Source organism: Herbaspirillum sp. C7C8 (genome assembly GCF_022627875.1).
Lineage (GTDB): Bacteria > Pseudomonadota > Gammaproteobacteria > Burkholderiales > Burkholderiaceae_D > Herbaspirillum.
The window spans coordinates 109678-129715 of the sequence record NZ_JABXGG010000015.1 but is presented as its reverse complement, the minus strand read 5'-3'; the positions used below and the strand labels follow the sequence as shown (position 1 = coordinate 129715).

20 protein-coding genes are annotated in these 20038 nt (G+C 62.8%); 8 read left to right on the top strand and 12 right to left on the bottom strand.

Annotation, left to right across the window (positions count from 1 at the left end; translation table 11 throughout):
- Positions 1–12: 12 nt before the first annotated feature.
- Positions 13–381, bottom strand: coding sequence for a response regulator (locus tag HWE01_RS17535; RefSeq protein ID WP_008325491.1), 369 nt, complete (start codon positions 379–381; stop codon positions 13–15).
- Positions 382–398: 17 nt separating this feature from the next.
- A complete protein-coding gene (locus HWE01_RS17530; protein WP_008325490.1) occupies positions 399–1493 on the bottom strand; it encodes a hypothetical protein in 1095 nt (364 codons plus the stop codon).
- 715 nt (positions 1494–2208) lie between these two features.
- Here HWE01_RS17530 and panB point away from each other — a divergent pair.
- Entirely contained in the window at positions 2209–3036 is an 828-nt protein-coding gene (panB, locus tag HWE01_RS17525) for a 3-methyl-2-oxobutanoate hydroxymethyltransferase (protein WP_008325489.1), read from the top strand.
- Positions 3037–3122: 86 nt separating this feature from the next.
- Here panB and dnaJ read toward each other — a convergent pair whose 3' ends face one another.
- The 6 genes from dnaJ to HWE01_RS17495 form a co-directional block, all read right to left on the bottom strand.
- Complete coding sequence (gene dnaJ, locus HWE01_RS17520; RefSeq protein ID WP_008325488.1) at positions 3123–4253, bottom strand: molecular chaperone DnaJ; 1131 nt, start codon at positions 4251–4253, stop codon at positions 3123–3125.
- Between the two features lie 257 nt (positions 4254–4510).
- Positions 4511–6454: a molecular chaperone DnaK gene (gene dnaK / locus HWE01_RS17515; protein WP_241822430.1), complete on the bottom strand. Its 1944-nt coding sequence runs from the start codon at positions 6452–6454 to the stop codon at positions 4511–4513.
- A 155-nt stretch (positions 6455–6609) separates the two neighbouring features.
- Complete coding sequence (grpE, locus tag HWE01_RS17510; RefSeq protein WP_241822429.1) at positions 6610–7185, bottom strand: nucleotide exchange factor GrpE; 576 nt, start codon at positions 7183–7185, stop codon at positions 6610–6612.
- Positions 7186–7773: 588 nt separating this feature from the next.
- Positions 7774–8883 (bottom strand): ferrochelatase, encoded by a 1110-nt coding sequence (gene hemH, locus HWE01_RS17505; protein ID WP_241822428.1) that lies wholly within the window; start codon positions 8881–8883, stop codon positions 7774–7776.
- A 47-nt stretch (positions 8884–8930) separates the two neighbouring features.
- On the bottom strand, positions 8931–10577 hold the full coding sequence (gene recN / locus HWE01_RS17500) for a DNA repair protein RecN (protein WP_241822427.1): 1647 nt from the start codon (positions 10575–10577) through the stop codon (positions 8931–8933).
- 79 nt (positions 10578–10656) lie between these two features.
- Positions 10657–11574, bottom strand: a complete 918-nt coding sequence (locus HWE01_RS17495) for an NAD kinase (RefSeq protein ID WP_008325482.1) — start codon at positions 11572–11574, stop codon at positions 10657–10659.
- A 36-nt stretch (positions 11575–11610) separates the two neighbouring features.
- On the opposite strand from HWE01_RS17495, the gene HWE01_RS17490 reads away from it, so the two are divergent.
- Both HWE01_RS17490 and hrcA read left to right on the top strand, forming a co-directional pair.
- Complete coding sequence (locus HWE01_RS17490; protein WP_008325481.1) at positions 11611–12339, top strand: HAD family hydrolase; 729 nt, start codon at positions 11611–11613, stop codon at positions 12337–12339.
- A 70-nt stretch (positions 12340–12409) separates the two neighbouring features.
- Positions 12410–13438, top strand: coding sequence for a heat-inducible transcriptional repressor HrcA (gene hrcA, locus HWE01_RS17485; RefSeq protein WP_008325480.1), 1029 nt, complete (start codon positions 12410–12412; stop codon positions 13436–13438).
- A 118-nt stretch (positions 13439–13556) separates the two neighbouring features.
- Here hrcA and fur read toward each other — a convergent pair whose 3' ends face one another.
- A complete protein-coding gene (fur, locus tag HWE01_RS17480; protein ID WP_008325479.1) occupies positions 13557–13982 on the bottom strand; it encodes a ferric iron uptake transcriptional regulator in 426 nt (141 codons plus the stop codon).
- Positions 13983–14194: 212 nt separating this feature from the next.
- Here fur and HWE01_RS17475 point away from each other — a divergent pair, with 212 nt between their 5' ends.
- From HWE01_RS17475 to HWE01_RS17455, 5 genes are all read left to right on the top strand, one after another.
- Entirely contained in the window at positions 14195–14743 is a 549-nt protein-coding gene (locus tag HWE01_RS17475) for an outer membrane protein assembly factor BamE (RefSeq protein WP_008325478.1), read from the top strand.
- A gap of 36 nt (positions 14744–14779) precedes the next feature.
- Complete coding sequence (gene dapB, locus HWE01_RS17470; protein ID WP_008325477.1) at positions 14780–15586, top strand: 4-hydroxy-tetrahydrodipicolinate reductase; 807 nt, start codon at positions 14780–14782, stop codon at positions 15584–15586.
- Between the two features lie 157 nt (positions 15587–15743).
- A complete protein-coding gene (locus HWE01_RS17465) occupies positions 15744–16439 on the top strand; it encodes a MotA/TolQ/ExbB proton channel family protein (protein WP_008325475.1) in 696 nt (231 codons plus the stop codon).
- A 33-nt stretch (positions 16440–16472) separates the two neighbouring features.
- Positions 16473–16916: an ExbD/TolR family protein gene (locus tag HWE01_RS17460; protein WP_008325474.1), complete on the top strand. Its 444-nt coding sequence runs from the start codon at positions 16473–16475 to the stop codon at positions 16914–16916.
- A gap of 12 nt (positions 16917–16928) precedes the next feature.
- Positions 16929–17255, top strand: a complete 327-nt coding sequence (locus tag HWE01_RS17455) for a barstar family protein (protein ID WP_008325472.1) — start codon at positions 16929–16931, stop codon at positions 17253–17255.
- 63 nt (positions 17256–17318) lie between these two features.
- Here HWE01_RS17455 and HWE01_RS17450 read toward each other — a convergent pair whose 3' ends face one another.
- Genes HWE01_RS17450 through HWE01_RS17440 form a run of 3 tightly spaced genes read right to left on the bottom strand, consistent with a single transcriptional unit; the run spans position 17319 to position 20031 of the window.
- The gene (locus HWE01_RS17450; protein WP_241822426.1) at positions 17319–18140 is read right to left on the bottom strand and encodes a phosphodiesterase; all 822 of its coding nucleotides are present in this window, start codon (positions 18138–18140) and stop codon (positions 17319–17321) included.
- Entirely contained in the window at positions 18137–19231 is a 1095-nt protein-coding gene (locus HWE01_RS17445; protein ID WP_008325467.1) for an ABC transporter ATP-binding protein, read from the bottom strand. The genes HWE01_RS17450 and HWE01_RS17445 overlap by 4 nt, the downstream gene beginning before the upstream one ends.
- Entirely contained in the window at positions 19228–20031 is an 804-nt protein-coding gene (locus HWE01_RS17440) for an ABC transporter permease (RefSeq protein WP_008325465.1), read from the bottom strand. Before HWE01_RS17440 ends, HWE01_RS17445 begins: the two co-directional genes overlap by 4 nt.
- Positions 20032–20038: the final 7 nt, after the last annotated feature.

Genomic DNA, 20038 nt, shown 5'->3' with positions numbered 1-20038 from the left:
CCTCTGGATCGCTCAGGGTTGCACCAGCTTGGCCACTGCATCGAGCAGCACCGGCGGCAGGAAGGGCTTGTGGACCCAGGCCCGGATGCCGGCGGCCTTGCCTTCCTGCTTGCGCACCTCGCTGCTTTCGGTGGTCAGCATGATGACAGGGGTGAATTTGTAGGCCGGCATCTGCTTCATCTCGCGTACGAAGGACAGGCCATCCAGGTTGGGCATGTTGAGGTCGGAGATGACCAGATTGAACTTGCGGCCATCCAGTTTCTTCAGCGCTTCAAGGCCGTCGGCAGCTTCTTCGACCTGGTAGCCGGCGCTCTTGAGGGCGGCCGTGATGGTTTGCCGCAGGCTGAAGGAATCGTCAACGATCAATATGCTCTTTTCCATCTCGGTTCCTCGTTGTCTCAGAAAAAATCCACCTGCGACGGTGGCACGGGATGGCCCTGCTGGCCGGCATGAATCTGGCGCTGTTCCTGGGTGGTGTAGGTCTTTTCGAGCTCGGCCAGCCACTGCTGCGGCGAGGGCAGCGCCTGCGCTTCGATGGCCGCGCTGCGCAGACGCAGGATGTCCTGCTGCACGTGATCCAGGATCTGGCTGATGCGGTCCTGGAATTGCAGGTGGACCAGGATGTCACATACTTCGCGATCCACTTCGCGGCCTTCGTCCTCCAGCGCCTCCACGGTGGTGGTGAGCTTCATGGCCGAATGGCGGAAGTCGGCAATGATCTGGTCAATCACGGCGCGCGAATTCTCAGCGACACCGTCGGTACTGGCGGCGGCGTCCCCGTTGGCGCCAATGGCCGCCATGATCTGCTGGCGTGCGCTCTTGGCGCGGGCGGCGATCTGGCGGCTGTTCTCGGCCGAGCGCTCGGCCAGTTCCTGCCAGCTTTGCTCGTCGCTGAGCAGATCGGTCACGCCGGTCTGGCCGGCCAGTTGCTCATTTTGCTGGGCCAGGCGGCGAATCTCGTCATTGGCCGCCATGAGGCTGTCGAACTTGGTCACCAGCAGCTGACGCGAGGCCAGCATGCCTTCCAGCGCCGAGGCAATACTGCCCAATTGTTCAGCCGCATGCTGCACGGTCTGCAGGATCTCGCCATTTGCGCCGTGTCTGGCGGGGTCCAGTGCGCCGCCAAGGCGCTCGTGGATGCCGACGAAGCGGGCGGTCAAACCGTCGATGGCCGATTGCGTCTGTGCCCGCGCCAGTTGCACATTGCCCTGCCACACCGGCAGTACTTCGCGCAGCAGTGCGGCCAGCGAGGCCTGTCCATCCACAGGTGCGGACGGCACCGGCGGCAAGGTCGCTGCTGCGGCGGCCTGCGCCAGCGGCGGCTGCGGGGACGCCACCGGCACCGCCGCCGGGGCGGGCAGGCAAGTCAGGTAGAAGGCACCGCCGATCAGCAGGCCCACCAGCGCCCCCAGCCACCAGTGCTGGGCCAGCATCATCAACAGCAGCAGATTCACCAGGCACAGCACCGGCAAGATATTGCGAAGCGATTTCACAGCCACGTTTTCCTGTTGGTTGTTGTCAGCTCGGGGCAAACCGTACGGCCACGGTGCACGTACCCTGCCCCTGACGGTGTTTACGGCAGGAACTGGCGCTTCTTTTGACAGGCCCCCCTGCCCAGGCCAGGCATGGAAGGAGACAAAGGCGATTGAGCGCCTCCGCCCCGAGGACAACCCGGCGCCAATGCACCTCGCGACAGGTTCCAGCCTGCGCGCACCGACCCATAGCCTATTGTGCTGGCTGAGCGGGTCTGGCCTTGCGTGGAATAAAGGCCGAATTCCGCTTGAGTTGTCTGCACCACCTGAGGATGGACAGGATATTGCATCGAATCAACAAAAGCCAAAGCAGGCATGAGCGCCGGCCGCAGTGAAATCAACTACAATGCCGCACCCGACGTGCCGGGCGAAGGAAGGCATGGCACTGGAAAGCGGCCGCCGCATCGCCATCGACTGCCCGGTCGCAACTGGCAAGCGCTCACTGACCGCCCGTCTGGCCGCACTGTGGAGCGCGCGGCATCCGCATGGAGGAAACCCTGTCCCAGGATTGCCTGCAACCGCTGTCGGAATGCTACAGTCATTTTTTCTATCACTACGAAGAGGCGTCGGTGCCGACCATCAACACCGAGCATCTGGATCCGCTTCACAAGGATGCAGCACATCCAGGAAATGCACGGCAAGCGCGCCTTTCTCAATCACGGAGGTTGAATTCTTCATGGCAGGCTATCTTCAGGAATCGGGCGCTACGCGCGCCAAGCCGGTGACCACCCACACCCTGCAGGCGATGCGCGCCAAGGGCGACAAGATCAGCATGCTGACCTGTTATGACGCCAGCTTCGCCACGCTCATGGAGCGCGCCGGGCTGGAAACGGTGTTGATCGGCGACTCCCTGGGCATGGTCTGCCAGGGTCACGATTCGACCCTGCCGGTGACCATTCAGGACGTGGCCTACCACACGGCGGCGGTGGCGCGCGGCAGCCGTACCATGCTGATCATCGCCGACCTGCCCTTCGGCACCTACCCGACCCGCGAGGAGGCCTTCCGCAACGCCGCGCTGCTGATGCAGGCGGGCGCGCAGATGATCAAGCTCGAAGGCGGCGTGTGGCTGGCCGATACCGTCAAGTTCCTCACCGAGCGCGGTATTCCGGTGTGCGCCCACATCGGCCTGACGCCGCAGTCGGTGCACCAGCTGGGGGGCTTCAAGGTGCAGGGCAAGACCAGCGATGGCGCCACCCAACTGCATGCCGATGCGCTGGCGGTGCAGCAGGCGGGCGCTTCTCTGGTGGTGATCGAAGCGGTACCGGCCACGCTGGGCAAGGAAGTGACCGACCGGCTCAGCATTCCTACCATCGGCATTGGCGCCGGCCCCGACTGCTCGGGCCAGGTACTGGTGATGCACGACATGCTGGGCGTTTTCCCCGGCCACAAGAGCCGCTTCGTACGCAACTTCATGGAAGGAGCCAGTGGCATCGAGGAGGCGGTGCGCCGCTATGTGGCGGCGGTCAAGGATGGCAGCTTCCCGGCGCAGGAGCATTGTTTCTGAGTACCTGAGCTCAAGCGATGGACAAGAAAAAGGCCAGCGAAAATCACGCTGGCCTTTTGCTTTGCTGCTGATGCTGATGTCACAACTTACTCGAAGAATTCCTTGACCTTGTCCTTCCAGGTCTTGGTCTGCGGGCTGTGCTTGGCGCCGCCTTCAGTGGTGAGCTGCTCGAACTCGCGCAGCAGTTCCTTCTGGCGTTCGGTCAGCTTGACCGGGGTTTCCACCACGACGTGGCAGAACAGGTCGCCCGCATAACCGGAGCGCACACCCTTGATGCCCTTGCCGCGCAGGCGGAATGTCTTGCCGCTCTGGGTGCCTTCGGGAATGGAGAAGGAGGCCTTGCCGTTCAAGGTCGGGGCTTCGATCTCGCCACCCAGTGCCGCCTTGGCGAAGGAAATCGGCATCTCGCAATGCAGGTCGTCGCCATCGCGCTGGAACACGTCATGCGGCTTGATGTGGATTTCCACATACAGGTCGCCCGGAGGACCGCCGTTGACACCCGGCTCGCCATTGCCCGAGGAACGGATGCGCATGCCATCGTCGATACCTTCAGGGATCTTGACCTCCAGCGTCTTGTTGCGCTTGATGCGGCCGGCGCCAGCGCAGGTGGTGCAGGGTTCCGGAATGATCTTGCCGCTGCCGTGGCACTTCGGGCAGGTCTGCTGGATGCTGAAGAAACCTTGCTGCATGCGCACCTGGCCATGACCGCCGCAGGTGGTGCAAGTGACCGGCGAAGTGCCGGGCTTGGCGCCACTGCCGTGGCAGGTATCGCACTGGTCCCAGGAGGGCACGCGGATGGTGGTGTCGAAACCGTGGGCAGCTTGCTCCAGGGTGATTTCCAGGTTGTAGCGCAGGTCCGCGCCGCGATAGACCTGTGGGCCGGAACTGCGACCGCGGCCACCGCCGCCGCCGCCAAAGATGTCACCGAAGATGTCGCCGAAGGCATCGGCAAAGCCACCCGCACCGGCACCGCCGCCTGCCCCCATGTTGGGATCGACGCCGGCATGGCCGTAGCGGTCATAGGCCTCGCGCTTCTGCGGGTCCGACAGCATCTCGTAGGCTTCCTTGACCTCCTTGAACTTGTCTTCCGCACCCTTGCTGTCCGGGTTGCGGTCAGGATGGTACTTCATCGCCAGCTTGCGATAAGCCTTCTTGATTTCGTCGTCGCTGGCGTTCTTCGCCAGGCCGAGCACTTCGTAAAAATCGCGTTTTGCCATGTTGTATAACCCACCTTGTTATTGTGTTCCGTCGCTGCTGCGATGGCCTGCATCTGCATCTGCGGCCGCGCACGCACGACCGGAAACCAACAATGTGAAAAAGCCGAGTTCAGCTTTTGACTGCGGACTCGGCGTACCGGCCTGGCCGAAAAAACAACCCGGCCGGGTGGATGCTTCTCAAAAATCCGCCCGGGCTGCGGTAAACCGCACCCGGGCGCGAGCGCTGACCTCAGGGGAAACGAGGCGTCAGTCCCGGATTACTTCACTTCCTTGAAGTCGGCGTCGACCACGTTGTCGTCCTTGGGTGCGGCACCACCGGCAGCGCCGGCCTGTGCACCTGCGGCGCCCGCAGCACCACCGGCAGCGGCGGCTTGAGCCTGCTGGTCGGCGTACATCTTCTCGCCCAGCTTCTGGGCCGCAGTCGACAGGGCTTCGGTCTTGGCATCGATGGTGGCCTTGTCGTCACCCTTCAAGGCTTCTTCCAGTGCCTTGATGGCGGACTCGATGACTTCCTTCTCGCCACCTTCGAGCTTGTCGCCGTATTCGCCCAGTGCCTTCTTGGTCGAGTGCACCAGCGCATCGCCCTGGTTGCGGGTTTCGGCCAGTTCCTTCAGGCGCTTGTCTTCCTCGGCATTGGCTTCGGCGTCGCGCACCATCTTTTCGATCTCTTCTTCATTCAGGCCGGAGTTGGCCTTGATGGTGATCTTGTTTTCCTTGCCGGTGGCCTTGTCCTTGGCGCCCACGTGCAGGATGCCGTTGGCGTCGATGTCGAAGGTCACTTCGATCTGCGGGGTGCCGCGCGGTGCCGGCGGGATGCCTTCCAGGTTGAATTCACCCAGGGCCTTGTTGCCCACGGCCATTTCGCGCTCGCCCTGGTAGACCTTGATGGTCACGGCCGGCTGGTTGTCGTCGGCAGTGGAGAACACCTGGCTGAACTTGGTGGGGATGGTGGTGTTCTTCTTGATCATCTTGGTCATGACGCCGCCCATGGTTTCGATACCCAGCGACAGCGGGGTCACGTCCAGCAGCAGCACGTCCTTGCGGTCGCCCGAGAGGACCGAACCCTGGATCGCGGCGCCCACGGCCACGGCTTCGTCGGGGTTGACGTCACGGCGCGGATCCTTGCCGAAGAATTCCTTCACCTTCTCGATGACCTTGGGCATGCGGGTCATGCCGCCGACCAGGATCACGTCGTCGATGTCGGAGACCTTCACGCCGGCATCCTTGATGGCGGTGCGGCAAGGTTCGATGGTCTTGGCGATCAGTTCCTCAACCAGGGACTCCAGCTTGGCGCGGGTGATCTTCAGGTTCAGGTGGACCGGTGCGCCATTGGCCATGGCGATGTAGGGCTCGTTGATCTCGGTCTGTTGCGAAGACGACAGCTCGATCTTGGCGCGTTCGGCCGAGGCCTTGATGCGCTGCAGGGCGATGGCGTCCTTGGACAGGTCCAGGCCGTTGATCTTCTTGAATTCCTCGATGATGTAGTCGATCAGACGCTGGTCGAAGTCTTCGCCACCCAGGAAGGTGTCACCGTTGGTGGAGAGCACTTCGAATTGCTTTTCGCCATCGACGTCGGCGATTTCGATGATGGACACGTCGAAGGTACCGCCGCCCAGGTCATACACGGCGATCTTGCGGTCCCCCTTTTCAGCCTTGTCCAGGCCGAAAGCCAGCGCGGCTGCGGTCGGCTCGTTGATGATGCGCTTGACGTCCAGACCGGCGATGCGGCCGGCATCCTTGGTGGCCTGGCGCTGGGCGTCGTTGAAGTAGGCCGGGACCGTGATGACGGCTTCGGTGACTTCTTCGCCCAGGTAGTCTTCGGCGGTCTTCTTCATCTTGCGCAGCACTTCAGCAGAGATCTGCGGGGGTGCCAGCTTCTTGTCACGCACGCCGATCCAGGCGTCGCCATTGTCGGCGGCCACGATCTGGTAGGGCATCAGGTTGATGTCCTTCTGCACTTCCTTCTCGGTGAACTTGCGGCCGATCAGGCGCTTGGCGGCGTAGATGGTGTTCTTCGGGTTGGTGACGGCCTGGCGCTTGGCGGGAGCGCCGACCAGGATTTCGCCGTCTTCCTGATACGCAATGATGGAAGGCGTGGTACGCGCGCCTTCGGAGTTCTCGATCACCTTGGGCTGGTTGCCTTCCATGACGGAAACGCAAGAGTTGGTGGTGCCCAGGTCAATACCAATGATTTTTCCCATGATTTTTCCTTCGTTCTTTCAGCCCTGGATGTCGGGCTACAGGTGTTTTGAATGGTTTGAATATGTGGAGGAAAGCCGGACTTTCAAGCGCCGAAACCACCGGGACAAGCAAAAATGATGCCTTTTGCGCTTGCCCTCTTGCGGCGCCGGTCCGCTTACTTTCCCTGGGCCACCGTCACCAGCGCCGGACGCAGCAGACGGTCGGAAATCATATAGCCCTTTTGCAGCACGGCCACCACGGTATTGGCTTCCTGCTCGGCCGGCACGGCCGAGACGGCCTGGTGCTTCATCGGGTCCAGCTTGTCGCCGGCCTGGGGGCTCACTTCCTGCAGCTTGTTCTTCTCGAAGGCCGAAGTCAGTTGCTTGAGGGTCATGTCCACGCCTTCCTTGAGCGATTCCAGCGAGGCGTTTTCGATCTTCAGGGCCATTTCCAGGCTGTCCTTGACCGCCAGCAGGGATTCGGCGAAGCCTTCGATGGCGAACTTGTGGGCCTTGGCGATGTCTTCCTGAGCACGGCGGCGGATGTTCTCGCCTTCGGCACGGGCACGCAGGAAGGCGTCCTGCAGTTCGGCAGCCTTCGCTTCGGCGGCGGCCAGCTTGTCTTCCAGCGTGGGCTCGGCAGCGGCAGCGGGAGCGGGAGCGGCCTGCTCGGCAGCAGGGGCCGCGGCGGCCTCAACAGCCGGGTTGTCTTGCTGGACGGATGGGGACTCCTGTTTTTCCATGTCTTGCATTCCTGAATTACCTCCAACAAATCAATGAGTTACGTGCGTGCGGCGGTCCGATGCAGGGCGCCGTCCACGATGGGATGCGGCACAAGTAAGGTATCTCCCTGCTTTTTCAAGGGCTTTTTGGCACTTTCCGGCGACTTTTTGCCTATTTCTGCGATTTCAAGAAGAAAAATGTTACGCGCGCTTACAGAAATTACGGACTCTGACTTCAAGTTAATTCGAGCCCGACCTAAACTGAATTCGAGTTCTCGCCCGCTGGGGCCAACTCGTTCGACGGCTTTACCACTTCCCCTCTCTTGTCGCGCCAACAAGGTGTCATCATGAAACTGCCACTGATTGCGGCCACCATTCTCGTCGCCCTGTACAGCCTGCTGGCTACCGCCTGGATCAGCTATACCCATCTGGTGGGTGAATACACGCTCTGAGCGACTGCGCCAGCCCGGTTTTTTTCTTGTATGAACAATTTGGCCCGCCGCTACCCGGCAGGCTCATTGCCGGACAGGTAACAAAAGGCGTTCAGCCCGCTATTCTAGCAGGCTGACGTGGTCAGGCCGCCGTTGCGCGCAGGCCGATATGAAGCTTCGTGAAAAATCAGCGATCCGCGCCGAGCGCCCTGGCGCGCTCGGCGGCAATGCGCTGCTGGTGCGCCAGCTCCTCGCGGGCGGCGGCGTTGCTCATGGTCGGCCAGCCGGCCAGATGCTGCTCGACCAGTTCCACCATGCCCTTGATCCAGGCCGGAGATTCATTCAGACAAGGGATGAAGTGAAATTCCTTGCCACCGGCGTGAAGGAAGTCTTCCTTGACCTCCATGGCGATTTCTTCCAGGGTTTCCAGGCAATCGCTGGTGAAACCGGGGCACATCACGTCGATGCGACGCACGCCCTGGCGGCCCAGTTCCTGAGCGGTCGGGGCGGTGTAGGGCTGCAGCCATTCTGCCTTGCCGAAACGCGACTGGAAGGTGACCTGATACTGATCCTCGGCCAGACCCAGCGATTGCGCCAGCAGGCGTGCGGTCTTGTAGCACTCGCAATGATAGGGATCACCCAGCATCAGCGTGCGCTTGGGCACGCCATGGAAGCTCATGAGCAGCTTGTCCGGCCGCCCGTGCAGGTCCCAGTGGTCCAGCACTGACTGGCGCAGCGCCTGGATATACGCATCCTGGTCGTGATAATTACGGATCAGGCGCAGCTCGGGAATGTTGCGCACCTGACGATAGTGATCGAAGACCGCATCGAAGATGGATGCCGTGGTCGTGCCCGAATATTGTGGATAGGCCGGCAGCACCAGAATGCGCGTACAGCCCTGCTCCTTCAACTGGTCCAGCACCTGCGGCAGGGAGGGCGTGCCATAGCGCATCGCATACACCACCTGCAGCTGATGATGTCCGCGCGCAGCCAGCTGCGCGCCCAGTGCCGTAGCCTGGGCCTGGGTATGCACGCGCAACGGAGAGCCTTCCTCGGTCCAGATGCTGGCGTATTTCTCGGCCGACTTGGACGAACGGAACGGCAGGATGATGCCGTTGAGAATGAACCACCACACCGCCCGCGGGATTTCCACCACACGTGGATCCGACAGGAACTGCTTGAGATAGCGCCGCAGCGCGCCAGCGTTGGGCGCGTCGGGTGTACCGAGGTTGACCAGCACCACGGCGGTGGAGGCCGGGCTGCCATGGGTGTAGGGAGGTTCTTTGCGAAAGGCCATAGTCGTTGAGCTTGGTGTTCTTGATGTTCTTGTGAGGGAAGCCGCGATCAGGAAGCCAGCAACTCGCGCGCATGCTTGCGCGTGGTCGCGGTGATTTCCAGTCCGCCCAGCATGCGGGCGATTTCTTCCACGCGCGCCTTGGCATCCAGCCCGTCGATGTCGGAGAGGGTCTTGCCCCCTTCGCTGCGCTTCTTGACCTGGTAGTGCTGGTTGGCCTGGCTGGCCACCTGCGGCAAGTGGGTCACGCACAACACCTGGCGTTCCTGGCCCAGGCGCTTCAAGAGCCGTCCGACCACTTCGGCCACGGCGCCGCCGATGCCGCTGTCGACTTCATCGAAAATCAGGGTCGGCACCGTAGTGGCGGCCGAGGCGATGACCGAGATGGCCAGCGAGATACGCGCCAGCTCACCGCCCGAGGCCACCTTGGCCAGTGCGCGCGGTGCCACGCCGGCGTGACCGGCCACCAGGAATTCGACCTGCTCCAGTCCGTAGGCGGCCGGCTCCACGGCATTGAGCGCGATCTCGAAACGTCCGCCGGCCATCGACAGATCCTGCATCGCCGCCGTGACCGCCTCGCCCAGCGCGGCAGCGGCCTTGGCGCGCGCCCCGGAGAGCTTCTGCGCCAGGGCCAGGTAAGCGTCCTTGAGCTTGTCTTCCTGCGCACGCAGGGCGTCGAGATCGCTGGCGTCGGCCAGTTGCTTCAATTGTTCGGAGAGCTTGCGATGCTCCTCGGGCAATTCATCGGGCTGGACGTGGAATTTGCGGGCGGTCGAATGGATGGCTTCGAGGCGCTCTTCCACTGCCTGCAACCGTGCCGGATCAAGTTCGACCCGGCCCAGGTAATCATTGAGGGCATAGACCGCTTCCTGCAACTGGATCTGCGCCGGTTCCAAGGCATCGAGCACGGGCTTCAGGGCGGTATCGACATCGACCAGCTTGCTCAGCTTCTGCGTGATCGAGGACAGCTGCGATAGGATGGGGGACTCCGATTCCGAGATCACCCCCAGTGCTTCCTGCGCGCCGCCGATGAGCGCAGCGGCATGCGAGAGACGGCTGTGCTCGGTGCTGATGTCGGCCCATTCGCCGGGCTTGACGGCCAGCTTGTGCAGCTCGGCCACCTGCCACTCCAGGCGTTCACGCTCCAGCAGGACATTGCGCGCATCCTGTTCGAACTGTTCACGCTGACGCGCCAGGGCGCGCCAGGTCTTGTAGGCGGTGGCCACTTCGCGCGCAGGTTCCAGCAGGCCGGCCTGGCTGTCCAGCAACTGGCGCTGGGCATCGGCCTTCATCAGCGACTGGTGCGCATGCTGGCCGTGGATGTCCACCAGCATCTCGCCGACTTCGCGCAATTGCGCGGCGGTGGCGGCGCTGCCATTGATGTAGGCCTTGCTGCGGCCGGCATTGTCGATTACCCGGCGCAGCAGCACGCCGTCGTGCTCGCCGGTGAATTCGTGTTCGTCCAGCCAGGCCATGACTTCCGGCGTGGCGGTGAAGTCGGCGCTCACGTCTGCCTTGGCCGCCCCCTCGCGCACCACGCTGGGGTCGCCCCGTCCGCCCATGGCCAGCGCCAGGGCATCGATGAGGATGGATTTGCCGGCGCCGGTTTCGCCGGTGAAGACGGAAAATCCGCGCGCGAATTCGAGCTCGATGGCATCGACAATCACGAAGTCGCGAATCGTTAAGGTACGCAGCATGGTGGTCTCGCAGCGGGTTGGACGAACAGGCCAGGGGTGCCATGCAGACCGGCACACGCCGGCCGGGACAATGGCGCGCTTATTGTAAACGGCCTTCTATCGACGGGTATTCATTCCAGTGCAGCTTCTCGCGCAGGGTGTCGAAATAGCTCCAGCCCTCGGGATGCAGGAAGGTGATCTTGTGCGCCGAGCGGCGGATCACGATGCGGTCGCCATGCAGCACGCTGGTGAGCGACTGCATGTCGAAGTTGGCGCTGACCTCGCGTCCGGCCACCACCTGGATGACGATCTCGCAGGAATCCGACAGGGTGATGGGACGGTTGGACAGCGAATGCGGTGAAATCGGCACCATCACGATGCCATGCAGACTGGGATGCAGAATCGGTCCGCCGGCCGACAGCGCATAGGCCGTGGAACCCGTGGGCGTGGCCACGATGAGACCATCGGAACGCTGGTTGTACATGAAGCGGCCATCGACCTCCACCCGCAGCTCGACCATGCCGGAGGTGGAGCCACGCGCCACCACCACGTCGTTCAGAGCCAGCGCGCGGAAGATCTCGCTACCCTCGCGGTAGACCCTTGCTTCCAGCAGCGAACGCGACTCGGCTTCGACCTTGCCTTCCAGCATGTCGGCCAGAGCCGGTATCATGCGGTCCTGGGCAATATCGGTGATGAAGCCCAGCCGCCCCTGGTTGATGCCGATCAGCGGTACGTTGTACGGAGCCAATTGGCGCGCAATGCCGAGCATGGTGCCGTCGCCGCCGACCACGATGGCCACGTCGGCCTGCTGTCCGATCTGCTCGGGCGTCAGGCTGTCATAGCCTTGCAGGGCGATGTTCTCGGCGGTCTCGGACTCGAAGACCACGGTGTGTCCATGCGACTCCAGGAACACGGCGATGTCCGACAAGATCTGCGCGATGCCGACGGCCTGGAACTTGCCGACGATGGCGACGGTTTTGGGTACGGCTGCCTGAACGGGTAATTTGATGGGCCACATGCTGCGGATTAGACCATAATTTGAGATGACATTGTAATGAAACCAAGCGCTTCCTCCCTGCCCTCCTCGCCTGCGCCCTCCTCCATCGAGGCGGTGCTGTTCGATCTCGACGATACCCTGTGGGCCATCGAACCGGTGCTGGTGCGCGCCGAAGGCCTGCTCTACGACTGGCTGCGCGAGCATGCGCCCGCCGTGGTGGCGGCCCATACGATTGCCAGCCTGCGCGAACGCCGCATGGCCTTGATGAAGACCGATCCCATGTATCGCATCGACCTCTGGAAGCTGCGCCATACGGCGCTGTCCGATGTCTTCCGCGAGCATGACGTGGACCTGGCGCTGGTCGACCCGGCCATGGCCGTGTTCTCCGAGGCGCGCAGCACGGTGGCGCTGTTCGATGACGTGGAACCGGCGCTGCTGCGCATGAAGGGACGGCTGACGCTGGGCTCGGTCTCCAACGGCTTTGCCGACCTGGATCGCATTGGCCTGGCCGGTCACTTCGGCGTCTCGATTGCCGCGCACCGCTTCGGCCGCGCCAAGCCCGACCCGGCCATCTTCCATGCCGCCTGCGAAGCGTTGCAGGTTGCCCCGGCGGCCACTGTCTACGTGGGCGACGACCCGCTGCTGGACGTACAGGGCGCACAGCAGGCCGGCCTGCGGGCGGTGTGGATGAACCGTTTTGAGCGCACGCTGCCGGCAGGCATCACGCCGGACGCCATCTGCCGCGACCTGCATGAGCTGCATGACTGGCTGCAAACGCAGGCCTGATTCTTCGTACAATGTCCCCCAGGACGGAGCCGCCGTCACATTTGGCGGATATGCCGCTAGAATATGCCCCATGCAACTCGATAACCGCGCCCGCACACTTTTGAAGGCCCTGGTCGAACGGTACATCGCCGACGGCCAGCCGGTGGGCTCGCGCGCGCTGTCGAAACTGTCCGGTCTGGAACTGTCCCCGGCGACCATCCGCAACATCATGGCCGATCTCGAAGAGATGGGCTTCGTCGCCAGCCCGCACACCTCGGCAGGTCGTGTGCCCACGCCGCGCGGCTATCGCATGTTCGTCGATACCCTGCTCACCGTCGAGGCCATCGACGAAAGCGCCCTCGAAGGCCGCCTGCAGTCGCGCCTGCAGCACAGCGGCTCGTCCCAGAAGATCATCACCAATGCAGCCCAGGTGCTGTCCTCGCTGTCGCAGTTCGCCGGTGTGGTAATGACTCCCAAGCGCGAATCGGCGTTCCAGCAGATCGAATTTCTGCGGCTGTCGGAAAAGCGCATCCTGCTGGTCATCGTCGACCAGGGTGGCGATGTGCAGAACCGCATGCTCTTGACCGAGGTCGATTACACCCCCAGCCAACTGACCCAGGCCGCCAACTACATCAACCAGCATTACGCCGGCCAAAGCTTCGACCAGGTGCGTGTGCATCTGCAGGGCGAGCTGCGCCAGCTGCGCGACGACATGACCACGCTCATGCAGGCCGCCGTCGAAGCCGGCAGCGACGCCATGAGCGAAGAGGCCGACAACAGCGTGGTCATCTCCGGCGAGCGCAACCTGCTGTCGGTGACCGACCTGTCCTCCAACATGAATTCGCTGCGCCGCCTCTTCGACATGTTCGAACAGAAGACCGGGCTGTTGCAGCTGCTGGATGTCTCCAGCAAGGCCACCGGCGTACAGATCTTCATCGGCGGCGAATCCCAGCTGGTGCCGATGGACGACATGAGCATCGTCACCGCGCCCTACGAGGTCAACGGCCGCATCGTCGGTACGCTCGGCGTGATCGGCCCGACCCGCATGGCCTACGAGCGCGTCATCCCCATCGTCGACATCACCGCCAAGCTGCTCTCCAGCGCGCTGAGCCAGCACTGAGCCCGGCCAGCACAACCATCCCGCCAGAACGCAAAAAAGCCACGTGCGACCACACGTGGCTTTTTGCATTTTGCTTCACGCTGCCTTGCTCAAATCGAGCCAGGAAGCGATGGCGGGCTTATTTCTTCACTTTCTTGCAGTTTTTGCAATGGCCGTAGAGGGCCAGGGCGTGGTCGGCGATCTCGAAACCATGCTCCTGGGCAATCTTGATCTGGCGCTTTTCGATCTCGGCGTCGAAGAATTCCTCGACCTTGCCGCAATCCAGGCAGACCAGGTGATCGTGGTGCGAGCCTTCGTTGAGTTCGAAGACGGCCTTGCCGGTTTCGAAGTGATTGCGCTGGAGCAGGCCGGCCTGCTCGAACTGGGTCAGCACACGGTACACGGTGGCCAGACCCACGTCCAGGTTGTCGGAGAGCAATTGTTTGTAGACGTCTTCGGCGCTGAGGTGGCGCACCGAAGTGTTCTGGAAGATCTCAAGGATCTTCAGGCGCGGCAGGGTCGCCTTCAGGCCGCTGGCCTTCAGTTCGGATGGATTGTTCGGCATGGTAGAGTGGGTTCCCGGGGTTTACTGGTCTCGAACAGGCGCGGCGGTCCACTGGGAAGACCTGGCGGACCGTTCCGGCGGGGCGGTGGGGAACGCCCTTTTACACCCGGAACGCACTCATGCCTATTTAAGAAGTAAGTTCTAGCTTATCATATAGTGCTTTAGGCTCATGGCTCAACCCGGTTGAAATCTTTATGCGCATGCTTTCCCGAATGAAGTCCCGTCATCACACCGCTGCCCTCGGCCTGCTGGCCGCACTGGCCGTCACGCTGGCCGGCTGTTCCTCGACCAAGGCGCCGGAACAGGCGGCGCCCACCGATACCTCGGGCGTGAAGGTGACCGGCAAGAGCAACAGCCTGTTCGGCTTCCTCAAGCCCTATCGCATCGACATCCAGCAGGGCAACTTCGTCTCCAAGGAAATGGTGGCGCAACTGCGCCCGGGCCTGACCCGCGACCAGGTGCGCTTCGTGCTGGGTACGCCGCTGCTGACCGACATGTTCCACAGCAACCGCTGGGATTACGACTTCCGCCTGGCCAAGGGCAATGGCGAGATCATGACCAGCCGCGTCTCGGTGTTCTTCAAGGATGACCTGCTGGATCACGTCGAAGGCGGCCAGAACCTGCCCACCGAAAGTGAATACCTGACCCTGATCACCGATGCCAAGGTCGGTTCCAAGGCCAGCTTCACTGACAAACCCAAGGATGAGAGCGAGATCAAGCCGGCCTCGCCGGTGGCGCCTTCCTCGGCCACCAACAAGTAAGCCCTGTCTCCTGCACTTCCTTCTTCCGAGTTTCACATGACTGCATTGAATATCGCGGTGACCGGCGCCTCCGGGCGCATGGGCCGCATGCTGATCGAAGCCATCCTCAACGCCGAGGATCTCAAGCTCTCCGGCGCCCTCGATACGCCCACCTCAGCGGCCATCGGCACCGATGCCGGCCTGTTCCTGGGCAAAACCACGGGCGTGATCATTGAATCGGACCTGGCACGCGGCCTGGCCGGGGCTGACGTACTGATCGACTTCACCCGTCCGGAAGGCACCCTCAAGCACCTCGAATACTGCGCCGCCCATGGCGTGAAGGTAGTCATCGGCACCACCGGCTTCGAAGCCGAAGGCAAAGCGGCCATCGCCGAATTCGCCAAGCGCACCGCCATCATGGCCGCCCCCAACATGAGCGTGGGCGTCAACGTCACCATGAAGTTGCTGGAACTGGCGGCCAAGAATTTCTCGCACGGCTACGACATCGAGATCATCGAAGCCCATCACCGCCACAAGGTCGATGCACCTTCCGGCACGGCGCTGAAGATGGGCGAAGTCATCGCCGATGCGCTGGGCAAGAAGCTCGATGACGTCGCCGTCTACGCCCGCGAAGGCGTCACCGGTGAACGCGATCCGTCCTCCATCGGCTTTGCCACCGTGCGCGGCGGCGACATCATTGGCGATCACACGGTGCTGTTTGCCGGCATCGGCGAGCGCATCGAGATTTCGCACAAGTCGTCCAGCCGCGTCTCGTACGCCATGGGCAGCCTGCGCGCCGCGCGCTTCCTGGCCGACAAAGAGACCGGCCTGTATGACATGCAGGATGTGCTGGGCTTCAAGTAAGCCTGGCCCGCCACAACAGGAAATGCCCGACGCTGCCGCGCCCCACCAGGTCCGGCAGCGAATTTTTTTGGGGCCGGCCGCTCCAAGCGACTGCCCCGGACTTCACCGTCATTGACTCCCTGCCGCAAGCGCGGCGTCTTTCCCGAAAGCACCTACCATGGAACAGAACATTGGATTTGCCCACTACTGGGCGCAAGGCGATGCCGTTTCCCACTCGGTGGCCTATCTGCTGTTGCTCATGTCGATCGCCAGCTGGTTCTACATCCTCTCCAAGGCCTGGGCCGCCTGGCGCATCCGCCGTGGCAGCAATGCGCTGGAACAGTTCTGGCAGGCACCGACCCTGGCCGATGCCACCGCCGCCATGCAGCGCGTGGACAGCGAACTGATCTACACCCCCATGGCCGAACGCGCCGCCGAAGCCGCCGACATCGGCACCCGCCAGCAAGGTACGCCATCGCTCAACGCCGCCACCGATCCGGGTGAACTGATCACGCGCACCCTGCGTCGCGAAATCAACCGGGTCTCGGCGCGCCTGGAACGCGGCCTCACCCTGCTGGCCTCGGTCGGCTCCACGGCCCCCTTCGTCGGTCTGTTTGGCACCGTCTGGGGTATCTATCATGCGCTGGTGGCGGTCTCGGCCAGCGGCACGGTGCAGATCGACAAGGTGGCCGGCCCCGTGGGCGAGGCGCTGATCATGACCGCGCTGGGCCTGTTGGTGGCCATCCCCGCCGTGCTGGCCTACAACGCCTTCACCCGCATCAATCGCGTGGTGCTGGCCGAACTGGATGGCTTCGCGCACGACCTGCATGCGTACCTGACCACCGGCGAGCGCGTCGGCGGCATGCGCAAATAATTTCTTCGACACGACCTTCGAGAGGAGTCCATCATGAGTTTCGGCGGATTCAACGACAACCACAACTCGGGCCCGATGGCCGACATCAACGTCACCCCGATGGTGGACGTGATGCTGGTGCTGCTGGTGATCTTCATCATCACCGCGCCCATGTTCACCCACGCCCTGAAGCTGGACCTGCCCACCGCGCAGTCCAGCCCGGCCCCGGAAAAACCGGAGACCATCACCCTGGGCATCGATGCCGCCGGCAAGCTGTACTGGGACGACCAGCCGGTCAGCGCAGAGGACATGGATGCGCGCCTGGCCACGGCTGCGGCCAAGAAGCCGCAGCCCGAGCTGCAGTTGCGCGCCGACAAGTCGACCCGTTATGAAATGATCGCCGAAGTGATGTCAGCCGCGCAGGGTGCGGGGCTGACCAAGCTGGGCTTCGTCACCGATCCCAAGGACGGCGGCAAGCGCGAGAAGAAAGCAAACTGAAAGAGAGCAGGCATGGCCACCGTACAACTGGCGGGCGACCGCATCACCGACTGGGAGAGCTTCCACACCGAAAGCGCGCAAGCCTTCGGCTTCCCGGATTTCTATGGCCGCAGCATGGATGCCTGGGTCGATTGCCTGTCCTATCTGCGCGATGACGACGGCATGTGCAAGTTCAGGCTCAAACCCAAGGAAGTGCTGACCATCGAGATCAGCCACAGCGCCGACCTGCACCAGCGCCTGCCAGATCTGGTGGAAGATGTGGAATTCTGCTGCACGGCCATCAATGACCGTTGCGAGGATTATGGCGAGCCGCCGGTGATTGCGCTGGTCTGGAAGTGATATCCCCTACTTCCATTCATCGCCGCCATCGCTGCGGCGGCCCCGATTGATCTATTGCACAGATCAATCGATCAACTCATCCCCATCATAAAACGGATACGGCCCATCGAATTCCCCGATGAAGGCCGTATGGCTGACCAGACTTCCCGCCGCCGCATCCCACCAGTGCAACTGGAAACCCGGCGGCTCCATCACGAAGCAGGACGGTGCCTGTGCATCCAGATCCAGTTGCACCTGATGCGACACCCCCGGACAAGTCGTCGCCAGCGTCCCGCCAAAGCGGCGCTGGATGGAGCGATGCAGGTGCCCGCACAGGATGCGCTCGACCTGCGGATGCTTGCGTACCACCGCTTCGAGCGCCTGCGGATTGACCAGCCCCATGTCATCCATGTGTCCGATGCCGGTGGTAAAGGGCGGGTGGTGCATGGCAATCACGGTCGGACGCTGCGGCTGCTGCGCCAGCACCTCATCCAGCCACAGCAGGCTGGAGGCAGCCAGTTCGCCACCGCTGGCACGCGGGATCACGGTATCGAGCGCAATGATGCGCACCGGATACTGCTCGATCACATACTCGATGCGCTCGCCCCCCTGCTGCAGGTAGGCATGGTCGGCAAACGCGGTACGCAGCGCACGGCGCTCGTCATGGTTGCCCGGCAACAGGTAGTAGGGCATGGTCAGCGGTGCCAGCAATTGACGCAGGCAGGCATATTCGGCGGGCTTGCCAAAGTCCACCAGATCGCCGGTGATGACCAGCACATCCGGCTTCTGCTTCAGTGCATTGACCTGCCGCACGCAGCGACGCAAGGCCTCGGCGGTATCCACCACGCGATAGGATTTCTTGCCATCGGTCTTGATGTGCAGGTCGGAAATCTGACCCAGGATCATGCGCTCTCCTTCTCGGCGCGCGGCGCCAGTTTCACCAGTGCCTCGGCGGGCACGCGAATGGCGATCTGCTGCCCGGCCTCCCACCAGCCACGGCGGCTGGTCTCTGCGATGACGGGACGCTCGGTGCCGATCTCGATTTCAAAACGGCTGCGGTCGCCGAGGAAAAAGATGTTGAGCAACTTGCCGCGCACGCACTGGGCATCGGCTTCGGTGACATCCACTACCTCGACATCTTCGGGACGGAACAACGCGCAGGCCTGCTGCCCTTGTTGTGCCGCATCGAGCTGCTCCAGCAGCGGCAGGCTTCCGCTGGGCAACAACAATCTATCTCCTGAAACGATACCTTGCACGCGATTCATCGCGCCGATGAAATCGGCCACGAAGTCATTGGCCGGATGATAGTAGATTTCACGCGGCGTGCCGATCTGCGAGATCCTGCCACGTTCCATGACCACGATGCGGTCTCCCAGCGCCATGGCCTCGCCCTGATCGTGGGTGACGTAGATGGCGGTGATGCCCAGACCGCGCAGCAGCTTGTTGAGATCGCTGCGCACGGCTTCGCGCAGCTTGGCGTCCAGAGCGGTCAGCGGTTCGTCCAGCAGCAGCACGCGCGGCTCCATGGCCAGTGCGCGCGCCAATGCCACGCGCTGCTTCTGGCCGCCCGAGAGCTGGTCCACGCGGCGATGCGACAGGCCCTGCAGATGCACCATGTCCAACAGGCGTTCCACCTGCTCGGCGCGTTCGCCGGCGGGGATCTTGCGGATCTTCATGCCATAGGCGATGTTCTCGCCCACGCTCATGTTGGGAAACAGCGCATAGTTCTGGAACACCATGCCCACACCGCGCTTTTCAATCGGCAAGGCAGTCACGTCTTCGTCACCGAAGAAGACTTGCCCGCCCATATCGGGAAACTCCAGCCCCGCGATCATGCGCAGCGTGGTGGTCTTGCCGCAGCCCGAGGGCCCCAGCAGAACCAGGGTTTCACCGGGATGGATATCAAGGTCCAGCGGCTGCAGCGCGCGCGTACCGTTGGAGAAGGACTTGGCGCATTGCTGCAGGCGGATGGAAACGGCTTCTTGCTTGGGCTTCATAGACTGACTTTCTTGCGTGTTGCCTGGGTCGCCCACTGCATGCCGATCAGGAGCGGAATGATCATGAAAAAGAAGATCAGCGTATAGGCCGATCCCACCTCCAGCCGCATCGATGCGTAAGCATCGGCCAGACCCACCGGCAGAGTCTGGGTCAGCGGCGTGTGCAGCATCCAGGTGATGTTGAATTCGCCGATGGACAGCGTCACGACCATGAGCGCCCCGGCCAGAATGCCCGAGGCCGCATTGGGAATGACGATGCCGAAGAAGCGACGCAGGCGCCCGGCACCGAGGCTGGCGGCGGCTTCTTCCAGTTGCGCCAGCTGCGAGGACTGCATCACCGCCAGCACCGGCCGCACCATGAAGGGCAGCGTGAAGATGACATGGCCGACCAGGATGAAGAAGATGCTGGCGCGGAACTCGCGCAGCTGACCATAGGCCATGATCAGCGCCAGCGCAGTGGCCAGCCCGGGCACGGCCACCGGCATCATCAGCAATTCTTCGATGATGCGCGCCAGGCGACTGTGACCACCGCGATAGCGCGCCAGCATGTAGGCCAGCGGCACACCCGCCACCAGCGTCACCGCCAGGCAGGCCAGCGCGATGATGAGCGAGCGCCAGATGGTGGGCTGGTACATGTCCCACACCTGGGCTACCCAGCGCAGCGTGAGCCCGCTGGACAAACCGACGAAGAAATTCTCGGTCACACCGGCCAGCATCGACAGCACCACCGGCACCACCAGGAAGGCGCAGACCAGCAGCGTGAAGGCCAGTTGAAGATAAAAACGGAAACGATTCTGCATGGCCTCT